This is a genomic window from Nocardioides sp. (assembly GCF_036274455.1).
Classification (GTDB): Bacteria; Actinomycetota; Actinomycetes; order Propionibacteriales; family Nocardioidaceae; genus Nocardioides.
In genome coordinates this window covers 1-18795 of record NZ_DASUFR010000133.1, presented here as the reverse complement: position 1 = coordinate 18795, position 18795 = coordinate 1, and the positions used below count along the sequence as shown (strand labels likewise).

General features: G+C 70.0%; 18 protein-coding genes. 6 read left to right on the top strand and 12 right to left on the bottom strand.

Translation table 11 applies throughout. The annotated features are described in order from the left end of the window. Positions 1 to 12 precede the first annotated feature (12 nt). The 3 genes from VFV89_RS12690 to speB form a co-directional block, all read right to left on the bottom strand. Positions 13 to 1446, bottom strand: a complete 1434-nt coding sequence (locus tag VFV89_RS12690; RefSeq protein WP_329706311.1) for a gamma-aminobutyraldehyde dehydrogenase — start codon at positions 1444 to 1446, stop codon at positions 13 to 15. Between the two features lie 177 nt (positions 1447 to 1623). Further along, positions 1624 to 3222: an amidohydrolase gene (locus VFV89_RS12685; protein ID WP_329706310.1), complete on the bottom strand. Its 1599-nt coding sequence runs from the start codon at positions 3220 to 3222 to the stop codon at positions 1624 to 1626. Continuing rightward, entirely contained in the window at positions 3219 to 4220 is a 1002-nt protein-coding gene (gene speB / locus VFV89_RS12680; protein ID WP_329706309.1) for an agmatinase, read from the bottom strand. Before speB ends, VFV89_RS12685 begins: the two co-directional genes overlap by 4 nt. 483 nt (positions 4221 to 4703) lie before the next feature. On the opposite strand from speB, the gene VFV89_RS12675 reads away from it, so the two are divergent. Further along, positions 4704 to 6143, top strand: a complete 1440-nt coding sequence (locus VFV89_RS12675; RefSeq protein WP_329706308.1) for an aspartate aminotransferase family protein — start codon at positions 4704 to 4706, stop codon at positions 6141 to 6143. Between the two features lie 31 nt (positions 6144 to 6174). Beyond that, a complete protein-coding gene (locus tag VFV89_RS12670; RefSeq protein ID WP_329706307.1) occupies positions 6175 to 6717 on the top strand; it encodes a YcxB family protein in 543 nt (180 codons plus the stop codon). 11 nt (positions 6718 to 6728) lie between these two features. Here VFV89_RS12670 and VFV89_RS12665 read toward each other — a convergent pair whose 3' ends face one another. Both VFV89_RS12665 and VFV89_RS12660 read right to left on the bottom strand, forming a co-directional pair. Then, positions 6729 to 7226 (bottom strand): VOC family protein, encoded by a 498-nt coding sequence (locus VFV89_RS12665; protein ID WP_329706306.1) that lies wholly within the window; start codon positions 7224 to 7226, stop codon positions 6729 to 6731. 13 nt (positions 7227 to 7239) lie between these two features. Further along, a complete protein-coding gene (locus VFV89_RS12660; RefSeq protein WP_329706305.1) occupies positions 7240 to 8067 on the bottom strand; it encodes a maleylpyruvate isomerase N-terminal domain-containing protein in 828 nt (275 codons plus the stop codon). A gap of 89 nt (positions 8068 to 8156) precedes the next feature. Between VFV89_RS12660 and VFV89_RS12655 the strand changes: the two genes are divergently transcribed. After that, on the top strand, positions 8157 to 8618 hold the full coding sequence (locus VFV89_RS12655; RefSeq protein WP_329706304.1) for a MarR family winged helix-turn-helix transcriptional regulator: 462 nt from the start codon (positions 8157 to 8159) through the stop codon (positions 8616 to 8618). Between the two features lie 51 nt (positions 8619 to 8669). Here VFV89_RS12655 and VFV89_RS12650 read toward each other — a convergent pair whose 3' ends face one another. The 5 genes from VFV89_RS12650 to VFV89_RS12630 are packed head-to-tail and all read right to left on the bottom strand — an operon-like array spanning position 8670 to position 13715. Further along, positions 8670 to 9641, bottom strand: coding sequence for a hypothetical protein (locus tag VFV89_RS12650; protein WP_329706303.1), 972 nt, complete (start codon positions 9639 to 9641; stop codon positions 8670 to 8672). Further along, the gene (locus VFV89_RS12645; RefSeq protein WP_329706302.1) at positions 9641 to 10438 is read right to left on the bottom strand and encodes an ABC transporter permease; all 798 of its coding nucleotides are present in this window, start codon (positions 10436 to 10438) and stop codon (positions 9641 to 9643) included. Before VFV89_RS12645 ends, VFV89_RS12650 begins: the two co-directional genes overlap by 1 nt. Further along, a complete protein-coding gene (locus tag VFV89_RS12640; RefSeq protein ID WP_329706301.1) occupies positions 10435 to 11334 on the bottom strand; it encodes an ABC transporter permease in 900 nt (299 codons plus the stop codon). Before VFV89_RS12640 ends, VFV89_RS12645 begins: the two co-directional genes overlap by 4 nt. Next, the gene (locus tag VFV89_RS12635) at positions 11327 to 12517 is read right to left on the bottom strand and encodes an ABC transporter ATP-binding protein (protein WP_329706300.1); all 1191 of its coding nucleotides are present in this window, start codon (positions 12515 to 12517) and stop codon (positions 11327 to 11329) included. The genes VFV89_RS12640 and VFV89_RS12635 overlap by 8 nt, the downstream gene beginning before the upstream one ends. Continuing rightward, on the bottom strand, positions 12501 to 13715 hold the full coding sequence (locus tag VFV89_RS12630) for a spermidine/putrescine ABC transporter substrate-binding protein (protein WP_329706299.1): 1215 nt from the start codon (positions 13713 to 13715) through the stop codon (positions 12501 to 12503). The genes VFV89_RS12635 and VFV89_RS12630 overlap by 17 nt, the downstream gene beginning before the upstream one ends. A 140-nt stretch (positions 13716 to 13855) precedes the next feature. Between VFV89_RS12630 and VFV89_RS12625 the strand changes: the two genes are divergently transcribed. From VFV89_RS12625 to ddaH, 3 genes are read left to right on the top strand one after another with little or no spacing between them, the layout of a single operon-like run. Next, positions 13856 to 14329 carry an Lrp/AsnC family transcriptional regulator gene (locus VFV89_RS12625; RefSeq protein WP_329706298.1) on the top strand — a complete coding sequence of 158 codons (474 nt, stop codon included), beginning with the start codon at positions 13856 to 13858 and terminating at the stop codon, positions 14327 to 14329. A 15-nt stretch (positions 14330 to 14344) separates the two neighbouring features. Further along, entirely contained in the window at positions 14345 to 15661 is a 1317-nt protein-coding gene (locus tag VFV89_RS12620; protein ID WP_329706297.1) for an FAD-dependent oxidoreductase, read from the top strand. A 12-nt stretch (positions 15662 to 15673) separates the two neighbouring features. Beyond that, positions 15674 to 16438, top strand: coding sequence for a dimethylargininase (gene ddaH, locus VFV89_RS12615; RefSeq protein WP_329706296.1), 765 nt, complete (start codon positions 15674 to 15676; stop codon positions 16436 to 16438). 207 nt (positions 16439 to 16645) lie between these two features. On the opposite strand, the gene VFV89_RS12610 is transcribed toward ddaH, so the two are convergent. Continuing rightward, entirely contained in the window at positions 16646 to 17512 is an 867-nt protein-coding gene (locus VFV89_RS12610; protein WP_329706295.1) for an aldo/keto reductase, read from the bottom strand. 265 nt (positions 17513 to 17777) lie between these two features. Continuing rightward, positions 17778 to 18179: a hypothetical protein gene (locus VFV89_RS12605; RefSeq protein WP_329706294.1), complete on the bottom strand. Its 402-nt coding sequence runs from the start codon at positions 18177 to 18179 to the stop codon at positions 17778 to 17780. Between the last annotated feature and the right edge of the window lie 616 nt (positions 18180 to 18795).

Sequence of the window (18795 nt, the reverse complement as noted above, 5' to 3'; positions counted from 1 at the left end):
GCGCCCGAGCAGTCACTCCCCGATGTAGGACATCACGTGCTTGATGCGCGTGTAGTCCTCGAGGCCGTACATCGAGAGGTCCTTGCCGTAGCCCGAGTGCTTGAAGCCGCCGTGCGGCATCTCGGAGACGAACGGGATGTGGGTGTTGATCCACACGACGCCGAAGTCGAGCTTGCGGCTCATCCGCAGCGCCCGGGCATGGTCCTTGGTCCAGACGCTGGAGGCCAGGCCGTACTCGACGCCGTTCGCCCAGCGGAGGGCCTCGCCCTCGTCGGTGAACCTCTGCACGGTCATCACCGGCCCGAAGATCTCGGTCTGGATCTGCTCGTCGTCCTGCTGAAGGCCGGAGAGGACGGTCGGCTCGTAGAAGTAGCCGACCGAGCCGTGCCGGGTGCCGCCGGTCTCCACGGTGGCGTGGTCGGGCAGCCGGTCGACCATGCCGGAGACCCGGTCGTACTGGCTCTGGTTGTTGAGCGGTCCGTAGTAGGTGTCCTCGCTGTCCGGCGCACCCGTCGGCATGCCCTTCGCGGCCTCGGTGAGCGCGGCTACGAACTCGTCGTGTACGCCCGGCCCGGCGAGCACCCGCGTGGCCGCGGTGCAGTCCTGGCCGGCGTTGAAGAGCCCGGCACCGGCGATCCCCTCGGCCGCCTTCTCGATGTCGGCGTCGTCGAAGACGATCACCGGCGCCTTGCCGCCGAGCTCGAGGTGGACCCGTTTGAGGTCGTGGGAGGCCGACTCGGCGACCTCCATGCCGGCCCGGACCGATCCGGTGATCGCGACCATCTGCGGGGTCTTGTGGGAGACCAGCGCGCGGCCGGTGTCGCGGTCACCGGTGACGACGTTGAGCACGCCCGGCGGCAGGAACTCCTGGCAGATCTCGGCCAGCAGGGTCGAGCTCGCGGGTGTGGTGTCGCTGGGCTTGAGGACGATCGCGTTGCCGCCGGCCAGCGCCGGGGCGATCTTCCAGATCATCATCATCAGCGGGTAGTTCCAGGGCGTCACCTGGCCGACGACGCCGACCGGCTCGCGCCGGATCCACGAGGTGTGGTCGGCCATGTACTCACCGGCGGAGCGGCCCTCGAGCACCCGCGCGGCGCCGGCGAAGAAGCGGAAGTGGTCGGAGGCGTAGGGCATCTCCTCCGACATGGTCAGGTGCAGCGGCTTGCCGGTGTCCTTGCACTCGACCTCGTTGATCTCGTCCTTGCGGGCGTCGATCGCCTCGGCGATCCTCAGCATCGCGGTGGCGCGGTCCTGCGGTGTGGAGTCGCGCCACGACTCGAACGCCGCGGCCGCGGCGGCGTACGCGCGGTCGACGTCCTCGGCGCCCGACATCGGCGCGGTGGCATACACCTCCCCCGTGGTCGGGTCGATCACGTCGTAGGTCTCCCCCGATGCGGAGTCCACGAGCTTGCCGTTGATGACGTTCTGGAAGCGCTGGTCGGCCATGGACGCAAGGCTAGGGAGCCGACGACGGAATCGGTAGGGGCGGGTTCCATCCAGTGCGGAATCAGTCGTGGACGGCCCCCGCTGCCCCGGCCCCGCCCTCGGCGGCGGTGCTCTGGCAACCACTGTCCACGGGGACAGGCGTTGCCAGTCCACCGCCACCCGGGCGGGCGGCCGGGCTCACCCGTGGACGACGGCCCCGTCGATCCAGGTGGACACGACCCGCGCAGCTCCGATCTCCTCGGCCGGGCCCGCGAACGGGTCCCGGTCGAGCACCACCAGGTCGGCGACCGCGCCCTCCCGGAGGACGCCGGCCCCGTCATGGAGGTCGCGCTGGTTGGCCCAGGCGCTGCCGGAGGTGTACGCCGCGAACGCGGTCTCGAGGTCGAGGGCCTGCTCGGGCAGGAACGGCTCGGTGCCCGCGCGGCCGGTGTCGCCGTACGCCGTCCGGGTGACCGCGGTGTGGATCGCGGCCAGCGGGTCGGGCGTGGAGACCGGCCAGTCGCTCCCCGCCACCAGCCGGCCGCCGGCGCGGTGGATGGCACCGAAGGGGTACTGCCAGCCGGTCCGCTCCTCGCCGAGGAACGGGATGGTCAGCTCGACCATCTGCTCGTCGTAGCACGCCCAGAGCGCCTGCATGTTCGCCGCGACGCCGAGCTCCGCGAACCGCGGGACGTCGTCGGGGTGGACCAGCTGCAGGTGGGCGATCTGGTGGCGCCGTCCGGGGTCCGTGCCCACCATCGCGTCGAGGGTCTCACGCACCGCGCGGTCGCCGATGTTGTGCACGTGCACCTGGAAGCCGGCCGCGTCGAGCGCCCGGACCGCGTCCTTGAGCGCATCCGCGTCGACGAACGAGTGGCCGCGGTTGTCGGTGGCGTGACCGCAGCGGTCGAGATAGGGCTCGAGCAGGGCGGCGGTGCCGTTCTCGGCCACTCCGTCCTGCATCACCTTGACCGTGGTGGCGTGGAACCGCCCGCGGGTCAGCGCGGCGCGGCGGCCGACCAGGTCGTCGACCTGCTCGACGCCCTGGCGGCGGTCCCACCAGAGCGCTCCGACGACGTGGGACCGGAGCTCGCCGGACTCGGCCGCGGCCACGTAGGTCGAGGCCGGGTCGTCCATCCCGGAGTAGGAGCCGACGATCGCGTCCTGCCAGCTGGTGACCCCGAGCGAGTGCAGGTAGGCCTGCCCCGCCAGCAGCGCGGCGCGGTAGTCGGCGCCGGTGGTCCGGGGCAGGTGCCGGCTCACGAGCGCGGTGGCGCCCTCGTGCAGCGTGCCGGTGGGGTTCCCGTCCGCGTCTCGCTCGATCCGGCCGTCGGGCGGGTCGGGGGTGTCCCGCGTGACCCCGGCGATCTCGAGCGCCCGGGAGCTGACCCAGGCGCCGTGGTGGTCGCGGTTGGGCAGGAACACCGGGCGGTCCGGCACCACGGAGTCGAGGTCGGCGGCCAGCGGCGTGCCGCCGGGGAACGCCGGCATCGACCAGCCGCCGCCCAGGACCCACTCGACGTCGGGACGGCTGTCGGCGTACGCCCGGATCGCGGCGAGGTACTCCTCCCTGGTGTCCAGCTCGGCCAGGTCGCAGCGCAGCCGCTCCAACCCGCCCTGGATCGGGTGCACGTGGGCGTCGGTGAACCCGGGCGACACGAAGGCCGCGTCGACGACCTCGTCGCCGCTCAGGTCGCTGCCGACCGCGACCACCCGGCCACGGTCGACGAGCACGTCGGCGCGGCCGAGGTAGCGGTACCCGTCGAAGACGGTGCCGCCGCGGAAGAGGACGCTCACCTGCCCTCCAGCAGCGGACCCGCCGGGTCGTGGGTGATGCCGACCTTCGTCGCGGCCAGCCCGGAGAGCGCCTCGAGGCAGACCCGGTTGGCCAGGAACGCGGTGATCTCCGCGTGGTCGTAGGGCGGCGAGACCTCGACCACGTCGACGCCGGCGACGGGCAGCTCGCGGCAGATCCGGCGCACCGCGTCGAGCAGCTCGCGCGCGGACAGGCCACCGGGCTCCGGGGTGCCGGTGCCGGGCGCATGGCCAGGGTCGCAGACATCGATGTCGACGGAGAGGAACACCGCGTCGCAGTCGTCGAGCGCGATCTCGAACGCCTCGTCGAGGCAGGCGGTCAGGCCGCGCTTGACGATCTCGGTCATCTCGAAGGAGCGCATGTCCTGCTCGGCCATCCAGCCGAGCGTCTCGGGCTCGGGCCAGTAGCCGCGCAGCCCGATCTGCAGGAACCGGTCGCCCCGCAGCGCCCCGGACTCGATCAGCCGGCGCATCGGCTGGCCGTGGCCCCACAGCGAGCCGAAGGTGATGTCGCCGGTGTCGGCGTGCGCGTCGAAGTGGATCATCGACACCCGGCCGAAGCCGAGGTGCCGGGCCACGCCGGTCGCGTCCGGGTAGGCGATCGAGTGGTCGCCACCCAGCACCAGTGGGATCGTGCCCTGGCTGGCCACCGCGTAGACGGCGTCCTCGAGCGCCTTCAGCGACCGCTCGATCTCGCCCGGCGGCATCTCGACGTCGCCGGCGTCGACCACCCTGAGGTCCTGCAGCGCGTCGACCCGGAGCGCGAGGTGCGGCCGCGACCCGTCGTGCGGGAGGTAGTCGGTCTGCCGGATCGCCTGCGGGCCGAACCGGGTGCCGGGCCGGTGCGAGGTGCCGCCGTCGAACGGCGCCCCGACGACCACGACGTCGGCCGCCGCGAGCGCGTCGGTGTCGGCCAGGTCGACCGCGTCGACGCCGAGGAAGGTGAAGTCGGGGCCGAACTGCTGGCCGTAGCGGGTCATGGGAGTAGGTGTACCAGTCCCGGGAGCGACGCCAGCCGCCTGCGCTGGACGCCACCCACCGCTCGTCGAGCCTGTCGAGCCGCGCTGGACGCCGCCCACCGCTCGTCGAGCCTGTCGAGACGCCCGCAGCCCGCGCTCGGAGCCGCACACCGCTCGTCGAGCCTGTCGAGACGCCCGCAGCCCGCGCTCGGAGCCGCCCACCGCTCGTCGAACCTGTCGAGACGCCCGCAGCCCGCGCTCGGACCGCACACCGCTCATCGAGCCTGTCGAGACGCCCGCAGCCCGCGCTCGGACCGCACCACCGACAGGCTCGATCAACCAGACGCCAGCCGGTGCCGACGTCGACCGGCGACCTCGACAGGTTGGACAAGTGCCGGCCTCGACGCGGGACAGCCCCTCGATTTCGTGGCGGTTGTCCATATCGGCGACGGAATCAGTCGTTTCGAAGTGGAGTTTCGTCGCACGCCGGAGCATCATGGGCACATGGCCATGGACCCCGCCCAGCTGCAGCGCGCAGCCAAGGACCACCTCTGGATGCACTTCACCCGGCACTCGTCCTACGCCGACGCGGACGTCCCCGTGATCGTGCGCGGCGAGGGCCCCTACATCTATGACTCCAACGGCAAGCGGTACCTCGACGCGCTGGCCGGGTTGTTCGTGAGCCAGCTCGGCCACGGCCGCACGGAGCTGGCCGAAGCCGCCGCCAAGCAGGCGCAGGAGCTGGCCTTCATGCCGCTCTGGTCCTACGCCCACCCGCCGGCCATCGAGCTGGCCGAGCGCGTCGCCGGCTACGCCCCCGGCAACCTCAACCGGGTCTTCTTCACCAGCGGCGGCGGTGAGGCGGTCGAGACCGCTTGGAAGCTCGCCAAGAACTACTTCAAGCTCATCGGCAAGCCGATGAAGCACAAGGTGCTCTCCCGCACGATCGCCTACCACGGCACCACCCAGGGCGCCCTGTCGATCACCGGGCTGCCGCTGCTCAAGCAGCAGTTCGAGCCGTTGGTGCCCTCGACGTTCCGGGTGCCCAACACCAACTACTACCGCGCCGAGGAGCACGGTGCGCCCAAGGGGCTGAGCCTGGAGGAGTTCGGCCGCTGGGCCGCCGACCAGGTCGCGGTCCAGATCGAGAACGAAGGCCCCGACACCGTGGCCGCGGTCTTCATGGAGCCGGTGCAGAACGCCGGCGGCTGCTTCCCGCCGCCTCCCGGCTACTTCCAGCGGGTCCGCGAGATCTGCGACGAGTACGACGTGCTGATGGTCTCCGACGAGGTGATCTGCGCCTTCGGCCGGCTCGGCCACATGTTCGGCGCCGAGCGCTACGGCTACGAACCCGACATGATCACCTGCGCCAAGGGCATCACCTCCGGCTACGCGCCGCTCGGCGCGATGATCGCCAGCGACAAGCTGATGGAGCCGTTCCTGCACCAGACGCAGTGGAAGTCCTCCGCGCACATCGAGCCGGGCACGCGCGCCGAGCACGGCGCTGGCGCGATGTTCGCGCACGGCTACACCTTCGGCGGCCACCCGGTCTCGACCGCGGTCGCGCTGGCCAACCTCGACATCTTCGAGAACGAGAAGGTGCTCGACAACGTCCGGGGCAACCAGGACGCGTTCCGGGCCACCCTCGAGCGGCTCACCGACCTGCCGATCGTCGGCGACGTTCGCGGCGACGGGTACTTCTACGGCATCGAGCTGGTCAAGGACAAGGCGACCAAGGAGACCTTCACCGACGAGGAGTGCGAGCGACTGCTCTACGGCTTCGTCTCCAAGCAGCTCTACGCCGAGGGCCTCTACTGCCGCGCCGACGACCGGGGCGACCCGGTCGTCCAGATCTCGCCGCCCCTGATCTGCACCCAGGAGCACTTCGACGAGATCGAGCACATCCTGCGGATCGTGCTCGACAAGGCCGGCACGCTGCTCTGACCGAGCGTCGGGAGGCCCTACGGTGTCCCGCGTGAGCAGCCCCGTCGTCCTGCGCTGGACCCCCGAGTTCCACGAGCTGGTGGACGCCTTCGAGGCGCGTCGCTACGCCCTGGGGTTCCGGCGCCGCGCGTGGCTGGTGGCGTGGCTGTGTCTGGTCGTGGCCGTCGTGCTGATGCTCTACACGCTGCTGATCCCGGCGATGGTGCTGGTCCTCGGCGGCCTGGTCGTCGCCATGCCGGCCACCGGGCGGGTGCTGGCCCGGCGCACCCTGCTCGGGCGGTGGCGGGCCGACCCCTCCCTCGCCGCGCCCGCCGAGGCCTCCGTCTCCGGCACCGGGCTCACCCGCCGCACGCAGGACGACGAGACCAGCTGGGAGTGGTCGGCGTTCCCGGTGTGGATCGAGACCCCGGAGCTGTTCGTGCTGAGCCAGAGCGCGCAGCGCTACGGCGCGTTCATCACCCTGCCCAAGCGCGGGGCCGAGGACAGCGAGGACCTGGCGGCGGTGCGCGACCTGATGCTCGCGGGCATGGGCGTCGGGCTGCGGTGGCCCCGCAGCGACCGCTGGGACGAGTGAGCAGCAGACTCCTAGAGCACCTTGGTGCCGTACATCTCCCCCAGCGGGTCGGCCAGCAGCTCCAGCCGGGCACCGTCAGGGTCGCGGAAGTAGATCGACTTCTCGCTCTCGACGAGGTACTCCACACCCGCGTCGTCCAGCTTCGCGCGCAGGTGGTCCCACTTCTCCTTGGTCACCGAGATGGCCAAGTGGTGCAGGCCGCCGAGGACCTCGGCGTAGGGGCCGAGGTCCAGCCCGGGCAGGTCGAAGAACGCGAGCAGGTTGCCTTCCCCGATGTCGAAGAAGAAGTGGTTGGACCCCTTGTAGTCGCGGTTCTCGAAGATCTCGGTCAGCGGGAACTCCAGGAGGCCCTGATAGAACTCGACCGTCCGGCGCACGTCGGAGCAGATGAGCGCGAAGTGGTGCAGTCCGCGCGCGCTGCTCTCCGGCCGGTCCGGGGCCTCCTGCAGGAAGTCCTCCTTGATCCGCTCCCGCTCGGCGTTGATTGCCTCGAGGTCGATCGACGTCATGGATGCCCTCTCGTCAGATCCGGAAGAAACCGTCGAGGAAAGCGTGCCCCAGGTCGCGGTCGCCGTGCACGGTGCCCGCGTTCGTCCGTCCGTACGCCGTCAGCACGAAGCTCGCCGGGTCGAACTCGATCACCGTTGGTACGTCCGCGATGCTGCCGAGCTCACCGGCGCTGGTCACCAGGCCATCCGGCCCGACGGTGATGTGGGTGTCGCCGGCGTTCTCGCCGGAGGTGATCCGCACTCCGAGCTCCATCGGCCTGGTGTCCGGCGCGACCTTGGCCGTGGCCGTCCAGAGCACGAAGCACAGCGGTACGAGCAGGTCTGCCGAGCGGCCCTCCAGCGCGTGCGGCTTGCCGCTCCCCTCGCGGATGTCCCAGCTGTGCACGGCGTAGTCGACGAGCTGGAAGACCGGGTAGAAGAACGCCGGGAGCGGGCCCATGTACTTGTGCGGCACCGGGAGGCTCCAGTCCTCCTCGGTCAATGCGTCCTCGATGCCCAGCATCTTGTCGAGGGCCACGTGCAGCCGCTCGAGCGCCGCCTCGCGGTCCAGCGAGCGGAACGCCTGCGCACCCCGGTCGACGTGGACGGCCATGTCGACCAGTGGCACCAGCGGCGGCGGGTCGCCGTCACCCCGGGCAGCGTCGAAGCCGACGAAGTAGGTCTCGGTGGTGTCGATGAGGTGTCCGACGACGTCGCGCACCTGCCAGTGGCCGGCGCCGGTCGGCGCCATCCACACCTCGGGGTCGGCGGTCAGCTCGACCATCCCCGCCGACTCCCGGCGGACCGCCTCCAGCAGGTTGTCCTTGCTCTCGTAGCTCATGAAGTTCCAGGCAGCACCCATGTCACCCCTCCTGTCGACAGGTAGTTGCCGCGACAACCACATTCCTCCGCGTCCGGGAGGGTGTCAACGCCCTTCCTAGACTCACCGGCGTGACCGACGACGTGCGCTGGCTGACCGCCGACGAGCAGCGGGCCTGGCGGGCCTGGCTGGACGCGCACGCCTGGCTCTCGGCCCGGCTCAACCGCGAGCTGCAGACCGGATCGGGGCTGTCCCTCTCCGACTACGACGTGCTGGTGCACCTCACCGACGTCCCCGAGGGCCGGCTGCGCGCCTTCGAGCTGGGCCAGGGGCTGCAGTGGGAGAAGAGCCGGGTCTCCCGGCAGGTCTCGCGGATGGCCGAGCGTGGCCTCGTCGCCCGGGAGGCCGCGCCCGAGGACGGCCGCGGCGCCTACGTCGTCCTCACCGAGTCCGGCCGCCGGGCCATCGAGGAGGCGGCCCCGGCGCACGTCGAGCTGGTGCGCCGGCTGCTGTTCGACGGGCTCACCCCCGCGCAGGTGCAGACGCTCGAGGAGGTCGCCGGCTCCGTCGTCCGCCGGCTCGGCAAGTCCTGACCGCTTGCGATGGCCGGCGGTGCTCTCCGGCCCGACGTCCCGCGCCGGCGGTCAGGACCCGGTGCGCGCATAGACGTGCACGCCGTCCGGCAGGACGTAGACGAGCATCGGCGTCGACGAGCCGGGCGCCACGACGAGGTGCGCCGGTGAGCCCGGGTCGGCCTCGCTGAACGGGTTCGGCAGCCGGTCGACCGCGGAGGCGACACCGGCCAGGGTCACCGAGACACCTCCGACCAGCTGCACGGACTCGTGGTCGTCCCCGTAGCCGAGCAGGAACAGGTGGAGGACGTCGTCGGCGCCCACCCGCGCCTCGAGCCCGACGTGCGCGACCGCGCCCGAGGTGGTCCGGGTCGGGAGGACGGTCGAGCCGACACGGATGGAGCCATGGTCGAAGTCGTCCTCGAGCGTGAAGTGGCTCCCGGACGGGGTCCGGTACGCCGCGACCGCCTTCATCGCACCGCTCCGGGGGTTGACCGACACCAGCCGGTGCTTCCCGACGTAGCCGTAGAGCCGCTTGCCGTCGTCATAGGTGAGCGAGGCGGGGCGACGACCCGCGACGCGGATCTCGTCGAGCCGGTCGTCGCGCAGCCGGAGCAAGGAGGTGCCCGACGGCGTCAGCCGCTGTGCCACCAGCCACCCGTTGGCGAGCACGTGTGGGAGCTGCCACTGGAAGTACCGTCCGCCGACGAGGAGCCGCTGCGGGATCCGGACCTGACCCAGGTAGCGGCCCGTGCGCGAGTAGTGCGCCAGCCGCTGCTTGGCGGCGTCGAGGAACCACCAGGAGCCGTCGGGTCCCGGCGCGCCGTACTCCGGGCCGATCCGGAGGGTCCCCGAGTCCCCGCCACGCGAGGTGCCGAGCAGCCGCTTCTTGCGTCCGTACCCGACATGGAACACCTCGTGCCAGGTCGCGGGCAGCGACGACGAAGCCGCCGGCACCACGAGCGTCTGCACAGCCGCCGGTGCGGGGGCCGGAGCGAGCCCGGCCAGCCCGGCCACGAGGACCCCGACCAGCCCGGCGCGCATCAGGCGAGCGCCCGGGCCCGTCGCCTGGAGTTCAGCTCGCCGCCGACCACGATCACCACCGCGATCACGAACATCACCGTGCCGACCACGTTGACCTGCATCGGCACGCCGCGCTGGGCAACGCCCCAGACGTACATGGGGAACGTCGTCGTCTGGCCGGCGTTGAGGTTGGTGACGATGAAGTCGTCGAACGACAGCGAGAACGACAGCAGCGCGGCGCCGAGGATGCCCGGGAAGACCAGCGGGAAGGTGACCCGCCAGAACGTCTGCTGCGGTGTGGCGTAGAGGTCCATCGCGGCCTGCTCGAGGTTGTCGTCCATGCCGGCCAGCCGGGACCGGACGGTGACGATCACGAACGACAGGCAGAACATGATGTGCGCGATCAGGATGGTCCCGAAGCCGAGCTGGCCGCCGAAGCCGGCGCCCACGAACAGTGCCAGCAGAGAGGCGCCCATGACGATCTCGGGGGCCGCCATCGGCAGGAAGATGACCACGTTCATCGACGACCGGCCACGGAAGTCGTGGCGGACCAGGGCGAAGGCGGCCAGGGTCCCGAGCACGGTGGCGCCGAGCGTCGCGAGCAGCCCGATCCCGATGCTGAGCCTCACCGCCGAGCACATGTCGGGGTCCTCGCACGGGTTGAGCCAGTTGTGCAGCGTGAACCCGTCGAACTGGTAGATGAGCCGGCTGTTCGGGTCGTTGAAGCTCATCAGGATCACCACGAAGATCGGGATGAACGTGTAGACGAGCACCAGGATCCCGAGGATCAGGATCAGGTTCTTGCGGACCCAGGTCACAAGAGCTCCTCCGTCCCGGCCCGGCGCACGTAGAAGAGCACCATCGCGACGATGAGGAGCATCAGGATCATCGAGAGCGCCCCGGCGATCGGGTAGTTGTTGGCGTCGGTGAACAGGCTCTGGATGACCGACCCGACCATCCGCTGGTTCGGGCTGCCGAGGAGCTGGGCGTTGATGTAGTCACCGGCCGCCGGGATGAAGGTCAGCAGGGTCCCCGAGACCACGCCCGGCAGCGAGAGTGGCCAGGTGACCTTGCGGAAGCCCGTGATCGGGTTGGCGTAGAGGTCGCTCGCGGCCTCGATGAGCCGGTGGTCGATCTTGTCGATGCTGGCGAACAGCGGGAGCACCATGAACGGAAGGAAGTTGTAGGTCAGCCCCGCGATCACCGCGACCGGGGTGGCCAGCAGCCGGCCGTCCGGGCCGAGGATGTGGACCGCCTGGAGGGAGTTCACGATGAACCCGTTGTCGCCGAGGATCAGCTTCCACGCGAGGGTGCGCACCAGGAAGCTGGTGAAGAACGGCGCGATGACGAGCACCAGCATCAGGTTCTTCCACCGGCCCGCCTTGAACGCGATCGCGTAGGCCAGCACGTAGCCGAGCACCAGGCAGAACAACGTCGCGATGCCGGCGTACACCAGCGAGCGCACCAGCGGCTGCCAGTAGTCCTGCAGCGCGTGCCAGTAGTTCGCGAAGTGGTAGGTCATGTCGTACCCCTTGGCGTCGGAGCCGCTGGGGTCGAACAGGCTGGTGGCGACCAGCGAGTAGAACGGGATGACGAAGAAGACGCCGAGCCAGATGGCCGCCGGGAGCAGCAGGATGTAGCCGGTCCACCCGCGGCGCCTGCCGGTGTCGGGGTCCATCACGGCAAGCGGCGCGACGGCCGCCGAGCTAGCCATCCGAGTCGATCTTCTGGGCGCCGGCGGAGGCGTCCTGGGAGGCGTCGAGGAGGAAGGCGTACTCCGGCCGCCACGAGAGCTCGACGCGCTCACCTTCCTCGAAGAGGCGGTGCCGGCCGGTGTTCTGCGAGAACACCTGCAGCTCCTGCCCCCAGGGCATCCGCACGAGGTACTGGGTGCTGACGCCCACGAAGCTGACGTCGGTGACCACGCCGCCGGGCACGGTGTTGCCCGGGGCGTCGAGCGACTCGCCCTCCTCGCCGATCAGCACCTTCTCGGGCCGGATGCCGATCCAGCCCTTGTCGCCCTGCGTGTGCGTGCGGTCAGCGCGGACCGACACGTCGATCCCGTGCATGTCGACGGTGACCACGTCGGCGGCACGGCTCTTGATGGTCCCGTCGATGAGGTTGGACTGGCCCAGGAAGTTGGCCACGAAGGTCGACCGCGGGTTCTCGTAGAGCTCGGCCGGTGCACCCATCTGCTCGATCAGGCCGGCGTTCATGACCGCGACCGTGTCGGCCATGGTCATGGCCTCCTCCTGGTCGTGGGTGACGTGGATGAAGGTGAGCCCGACCTCGTCCTGGATCCGCTTCAGCTCGATCTGCATCGACCGCCTCAGCTTGAGGTCCAGGGCGCCCAGGGGCTCGTCGAGGAGGAGCACCTCGGGCCGGTTGATCAGAGCCCGGGCCAGCGCGACGCGCTGCTGCTGGCCGCCGGAGAGCTGGACCGGCTTCTTGCGGACCTGGCTGCCCAGCTCGACGAGGTCGAGCATCTCGCGGACCTGCGCGTCGACGTCGCCCTTCTTGCGGCGGCGCAGGCCGAAGGCGACGTTCTCGTAGATGTCGAGGTGCGGGAAGAGCGCGTAGCTCTGGAACACGGTGTTGACCGGCCGCTGGTAGGGCTTGGCGTAGGTGATGTCCTGGCCGGCCAGCGTGATCGTGCCGGAGGTCGGCGACTCCAGGCCGGCGACCATCCTCAGCGTCGTGGTCTTGCCGCAGCCGGACGGGCCGAGCAGCGCGAAGAAGGAGCCGCGGGGAACGTCGAGGTCGAGCGAGCGCACCGCACGGAACGCCCCGAAGTCCTTCTCGAGCTGTCGCAGCGCCAGCCCGTCGTAGGTCGACGCGTCGGCCGGCGCGTCGCTGTCGGAGGACCCCGATGACGGAGCCTCAGCCACCTGTGACATCCGCGAAATCTCCTTCGTACTGGGTGATCTGCTTCTCGTCGAGCGCCATGAACGACATGGTCTTCGCGAGCGTCTCCTCGTCGGGGAAGATCAGCGGGTTCTCGACGAGGTCGGGGTCGATCTTCTCCATCTCCTCGCGGGCTCCCTCGACGGGACAGATGTAGTTGACCCACGCGGCGAGCTTCGCGGCGACGTCCGGCTGGTAGTAGTAGTTCATCCAGGCCTCGGCGTTCGCCTGGTGCTCGGCGAGGTTCGGCACCATCATGTTGTCGCTCCAGAGCATCAGCCCCTCCTCCGGAGTGACGAACTTGATGTCCGGGTTGTCGACCTGGGCCTGGATGACGTCGCCGGACCAGGCCTCGCAGGCCGCGATGTTGCCGGCCGCGAGGTCCTGGATGTACTCGTTGCCGGTGAAGGCACGCACCTGGCCGGCGCTCACCACCGACTGCAGCTTGTCGATCGCGTTGTGCCACTCGTCGTCGGTGAACTTCTCCGGGTCGGCGCCGACGACCTTGAGCATGAACCCCATCGTGTCGCGCATCTCGGTGAGCAGGGTGATCCGGCCCTTGAGGTCGGGACGGGTGATCAGCTCCTCGAAGCTCTTCACCTCGCCCGTCTCCTTGGCGTTGTAGGCGATGGCGGTCATGCCGCTCTGCCAAGGCACGTGGCGCTCGAGGTCCGGATCCCAGGGCCGGTTCTGCAGCGGCTTGATCAGGTTCGCGTGGCAGTTGGGGATCTTGCTGGCGTCGAGCTTCTGGATCCAGCCCAGGTCGATCATCCGGGCTGCCATCCAGTCGGTCATGATGATCATGTCCCGGTTGATCGGCTGGCAGGCGCCGAGCTGGTTCTTGACCTTGGCGTAGAACTCGGAGTTGTCGTTGATGTCCGGGGTGTAGTCGACGCTGATCCCGGTGGTCTGCTGGAAGACCGTCGCCGTCGATGTGTTCTTGCGCCGGGGGTCGATGTAGGCCGGCCAGTTGCTGATGACGACCTTCTTGTCCTTGGCCGAGATGTCGGTGCCGACACACTCGGCCGAGTCGACGGTCGCGCCGTCCACACCGAAGAACGGCAGCTTCAGCGCGGCCAGGCTCACGCCGACGAAGGCCACCGCACCCCCGCCCCTGATCACGCCGCGACGGGTCAGTCCGCGCGCCACGGGCTCCGGCACCAGCCGGTCCGGAGGCGGGCCGGATGTCATGCGCTCACTCCCCACACTCCGCGGATCGTGTCACGCCGAAGGCCTGCCAACAAGGGATCCAGTGCCGATGAAACTTTCCTGCAACGAAATCCCTCGTGCCGGGCCCGTCAGAACGCGGTGGGACGATAGGTTGGCGCGCCATGAGGAGTAAGGGCACGCGACCCCACCAGCCCCTCGACGACGTCTCCAAGGCGATCATCAGCCAGCTCCAACAGGATGGTCGGAGATCCTACGCCGCGATCGGCAAGGTCGTGGGGCTCTCCGAGGCCGCGGTCCGCCAGCGGGTCCAGCGGCTCACCGACTCCGGGGTGATGCAGGTGGTGGCCGTCACCGACCCCATGGAGCTCGGCTTCGCGCGCCAGGCCATGGTCGGCGTCCGGGTGACCGGCTCGATCGAGCCGGTGGCCGACGCGATCGCCGCCCTCGACGAGGTCGACTACGTGGTCGTGACCGCCGGCTCCTACGACCTGCTCGCAGAGGTGGTGGCCGAGAGCGACGAGCACCTGCTCGAGATCATCAGCGACCACATCCGCTCGATCGACGGCGTGCTGTCGACCGAGACCTTCATGTACCTCCACCTCCGCAAGCAGACGTATTCCTGGGGAGTGCGTTGACCGGGCTGGGACGCAATGGACTACCAGCACCTCTCCCTCTGGCACGAGACCACACCGACCGACTGGGCGGCTCGGCCGGCCCTTGAGGGCGAGCTGGATGCCGACGTGGCGATCGTCGGCGCGGGGTTCACCGGGCTGTGGACGGCCTACTACCTCACGCAGGCCGAGCCGTCGCTCCGCGTGGTCGTGGTCGAGGCCGAGGTGGCCGGCTTCGGTGCGTCCGGACGCAACGGCGGCTGGTGCTCGGCGCTGTTCCCGGCGGCGCTCGGGGAGGCGCAGGACGCCGCCATGCGGGCCAGCGTCGACGAGGTCCGGCGGGTGAGCGCGGCCGAGGGCATCGACTGCCACTTCGCCAAGGGCGGGACGATCGTGCTGGCCCGCAGCGCCGCGCAGCTCGCGCGGGCCAGGAGGGAGTACGGCGACGCGGTGCTCTCGCCCGCCGAGGCGGCCCAGCGGCTCCGGGCCACCCGGACCCTCGGCGCGACCTTCACCCCCGACTGCGCGGCCATCCACCCGGGCCGGCTCGTCCGCGGCCTGGCCGACGTGGTCGTCGCCCGCGGGGTGGTCCTCCACGAGCGGACCCCCGCCACGTCGATCGAGCTGGGACTGGTCCGGACGGCCCGGGGCGCCGTGCGGGCGCCGTACGTCGTGCGCGCCACGGAGGGGTTCACGCCTCGCCTCCCGAGGCTGGCCCGGGCGGTGGTGCCGGTCTACTCGCTGATCATCGCCTCCGAGCCGCTCCCCCCTTCGGTGTGGGACGAGATCGGGCTGGCGCAGCGCGAGACGTTCTCCGACCATCGACACCTGATCATCTACGGGCAGCGGACCGCGGACGACCGGCTGGTCTTCGGTGGCCGCGGGGCGCCCTACCACCTCGGCTCCCGCATCGCGCCCGCCTTCGACCGGGACCCGCGGGTGTTCGCCGCGCTGCACGCGACGCTGCTGGACCTGTTCCCGGTACTCGCCGGGACCCGGTTCACCCATGCGTGGGGCGGCCCGCTGGGGATCCCGCGCGACTGGTGCGCGTCGGTCGGGCTGGACCGGTCCACCGGGCTGGCCTGGGCGGGCGGCTACGTCGGCGACGGCGTCTCCACCACCAACCTTGCCGGCCGCACGCTCGCGGACCTGGTCCTCGAGCGCGACTCGGAGCTGACGGGCCTGCCCTGGGTCGGGCACGAGTCCCCGCGCTGGGAGCCCGAGCCGCTCCGCTGGCTGGGCATCAACGCGGGGCTGCGGGCCATGACGCTCGCCGACGCCGAGGAGCGGCTGACCCGGAGGCCGTCGGTGATCGGGAAGGTGATGGCACCACTGGTCGGCGGACACTCGGCGTAGGAGCATGGGCGGGTGGAGAAGAGAGCCCTCGTCCGCCGGCCCGGCCCCCGCCTCGAGGAGGGGCTGCTGACCCACCTCGAGCGCGTGCCGGTCGACGTCGAGAAGGCCCGGCACCAGTGGCTCGGGTACGTCGCGGCGTTCCAGGCCGAGGGGTGGGAGCTCTTCGAGGTCGACCAGGCCGACGACTGCCCGGACGCGGTCTTCGTGGAGGACACCGCGGTCGTCTACGGCGACCTCGCGGTCATCACCCGGCCCGGCGCCCACGAGCGCAGGCCCGAGACCGACGGCACCGAGAAGGCGCTGTCCGGCCTCGGCTACCGGATCGCCCGCATCGAGGAGCCCGGCACGCTCGACGGCGGCGACGTGCTCAAGCACGGCGGCACCGTCTGGGTCGGCCTCGGCGGCCGCACCAACCGGGCCGGCCTCGACCAGCTCTCGGCCCACCTCACCCCGCTCGGCGCCAGCGTGGTCGGCGTCCCGGTCACCAGGGTGCTGCACCTCAAGTCCGCCGTCACCGCGCTGCCCGACGGGACGGTCATCGGCTTCGACCCGCTCGTCGACGACCCGACGGTCTTCCCGGCCTACCTCTCGGTCCCCGAGGAGCCCGGCGCCCATGTCGTCCTGCTCGACGGCAACACCCTGCTGATGTCGACCTCGGCGCCACGCACCCAGGAGGTCTTCGAGTCCCACGGCCTGCGGGTGGTGGCCGTGGACATGAGCGAGTTCGAGAAGCTCGAGGGCTGCGTGACCTGTCTTTCCATCCGGATGCGCGGATAGGTCAAACGATGCGCGCGCGAAGGCCTCTGTACAGGTGTGAACGACCGCGACGGTGACTTCACCAGGGCGTCACCGCAACGACACGTGAGCCCGCGGCTGGCGGGCCACTGCGCCACAAGTCGTCAGGACTACGAAGTTCTGTGTGGTTCCAGGACCCCGAGGCTGCGGACGTTGGTGACGGGCAAGGTCGTGGATCCTGCGGAGCAGTCAGAAGGGCATGGCGATGAACGGCGAGGCGTACTCGCTGTCACTCGCCAGCTGTTCCTCTGCGGTGCTCACCGAAGTCCGAGTCTGCTCGGCGTGGATCATCATGCCCAGGAGGCCGACGTCTCCGGCGGTGGCGATGCCCGTTACCTCGCGATGGGACAGGACCCACGACACAGCCGCGGTGATACGTGGCTGGTCGTGGTACGGCTCGTACCACGTGGCGTGTGAATGCGCGGCACGTTCGGGCCAGTTGCGACGGGAGACGGTCTTGATGGTCATCAGCCCGGCGTCCTGGCGCTGGACCTCGTCGACGAGCGTCTCGTAGGCGGCCCGGTATGACTCGTCGCGCCACAACACGGGGTTCAGCGGCGTGAGAACCGTTGCGAACGGGTAGCGCCGCAGCGCCTGGAGGTGGGTTGCCGGGGCCTGATGGCCGTGGCCTGTGATGCCCACCGCCCCGACGAGGCCCTCTTCCTGCGCGCGTACCGCGGCCGCGAGCGCGCCGTCGGGGCGGGTCGCTGTCTCGAGCTCGTCCATGTCACCGATCGCGTGGAGCTGCAACAGGTCGACGTGGTCGGTCTGCAGGCGCTGCAACGACTCATTGATCTGCTGCCAGGCCGACTCACTGTCCCGGTGGCCCGTCTTCGTCGCGAGGAAGATCCGGTCGCGGATCTGCGACATCCACGGTCCCAGCCGGAGCTCGGCGTCCCCGTAACCGGCCGCCACGTCGAAGTGGTTGATGCCGGCAGCGAGGGCCTCTTCAACAGAGCGGTCCGCCTCGTCCTGTGACACGGCGGCCAAGGCCGCCGCACCGTAGATGAGAACCGAACTGTGGTGCTCGAGGCGTCCCAGTCGTCGCTTCTCCACATAGACCACCTTCGGCCTGAACCCAGCGGCAAGCAAGCCTGACCGCACCCCCGATCGCAGGTCGGGGCGACCCATCACATCGAGGTCACCTGCGCGGCAGTCAGGCGCGAGTGCCCAACGATCGGATCGCGGCAGATCCGGGCACATTGACCGCCCCGTCTCACTCAGCAAGCCCGGGCTGCCGCCTTGCTCTGGCATGCACGAACGTGGTCGTCTGCGCCGGCCGCGACAGTTGCGTAGCAGGTGGGGACCGAGGGACCCCGGCCTAGCCCTTGGCGGAGAAGTCCCCACCGAAGAACCCGCACTGGTTGGTGGTGATGCTGCCGGTGGCCCGGTGCTCGGTCCAGAACTTGCCCTCGATGCTCACATACCTGCCGCCGGAGACACTGAACCGGCCGTTGTCCTTGATCGTCACGTTGCGGCGGGTGAACCTCTCCTTCTCCCCGTCGCAGTCAACGACGATGACGATCTTGGCGATCTTGTGGGTGTTGGAGCCAACCTTGATCGTGATCGTGCCCGAATCGCTTCCGGCGTCGATGCTCGAGTCCTTGTACGTGGTCCACTTGGTCGGCAGCGCGGCGGCGGCCGGACCGGATGGCAGGGCGAGTGTCACCGGCAAGGCGACCGCGGCGGCGAGAGCGGACAGCGCAACTCGTGGTCGGGACATTCGATGGGTCCTTCCTCGGTGCGAACGGCGGTTATGAGTCATTCCGGTGCAGCGCCCGGATCCTGCCGGGCCGATTCTCCCCGAAGGGGACCGACGAGCCTAAGGACTGGCTCCCCGCCGAACACAGGCGAGGCTGGTGGCCGCGCGGTCATCGGTCGAAGGGGACGGATCTCGGCTGATCCGGATGTCCGACAGGCGGCGAAAGGACGCTGCCTGCGACCGCTGACCGCGCACAGTGACAGGAGCGGCGCAGCGTTTGAGAGCATCAGTCATGGATTCGGACAGTTGGACGATTGTCGAACTCCTCGACGAGTTGGAGCGCTTCGAACGAGCTGCCACTGCTGCGGGACTGGCGGAGTCCTCGGTCCGCACCTACGTCGACAGATCGCGAATCTTCGTGAGATGGCTGGCCGGCGAATATCAGTTTCAAGGTCCGCGGTAGCCCTTAGAGTCTTGGCGTGCCCGGCAACGGAGCGGACCCGCTGAAGCGATGCGAACTTCATGACATGCAGAACTGCGGTATCTGCAACCCTCTGCTGGAGCAGTACGCGCGTGGTCGACGGCTAGCTGTGCCTAACGGCACCTATGTCAGCGTGCGCGGCGGAAAGGGCGTCTA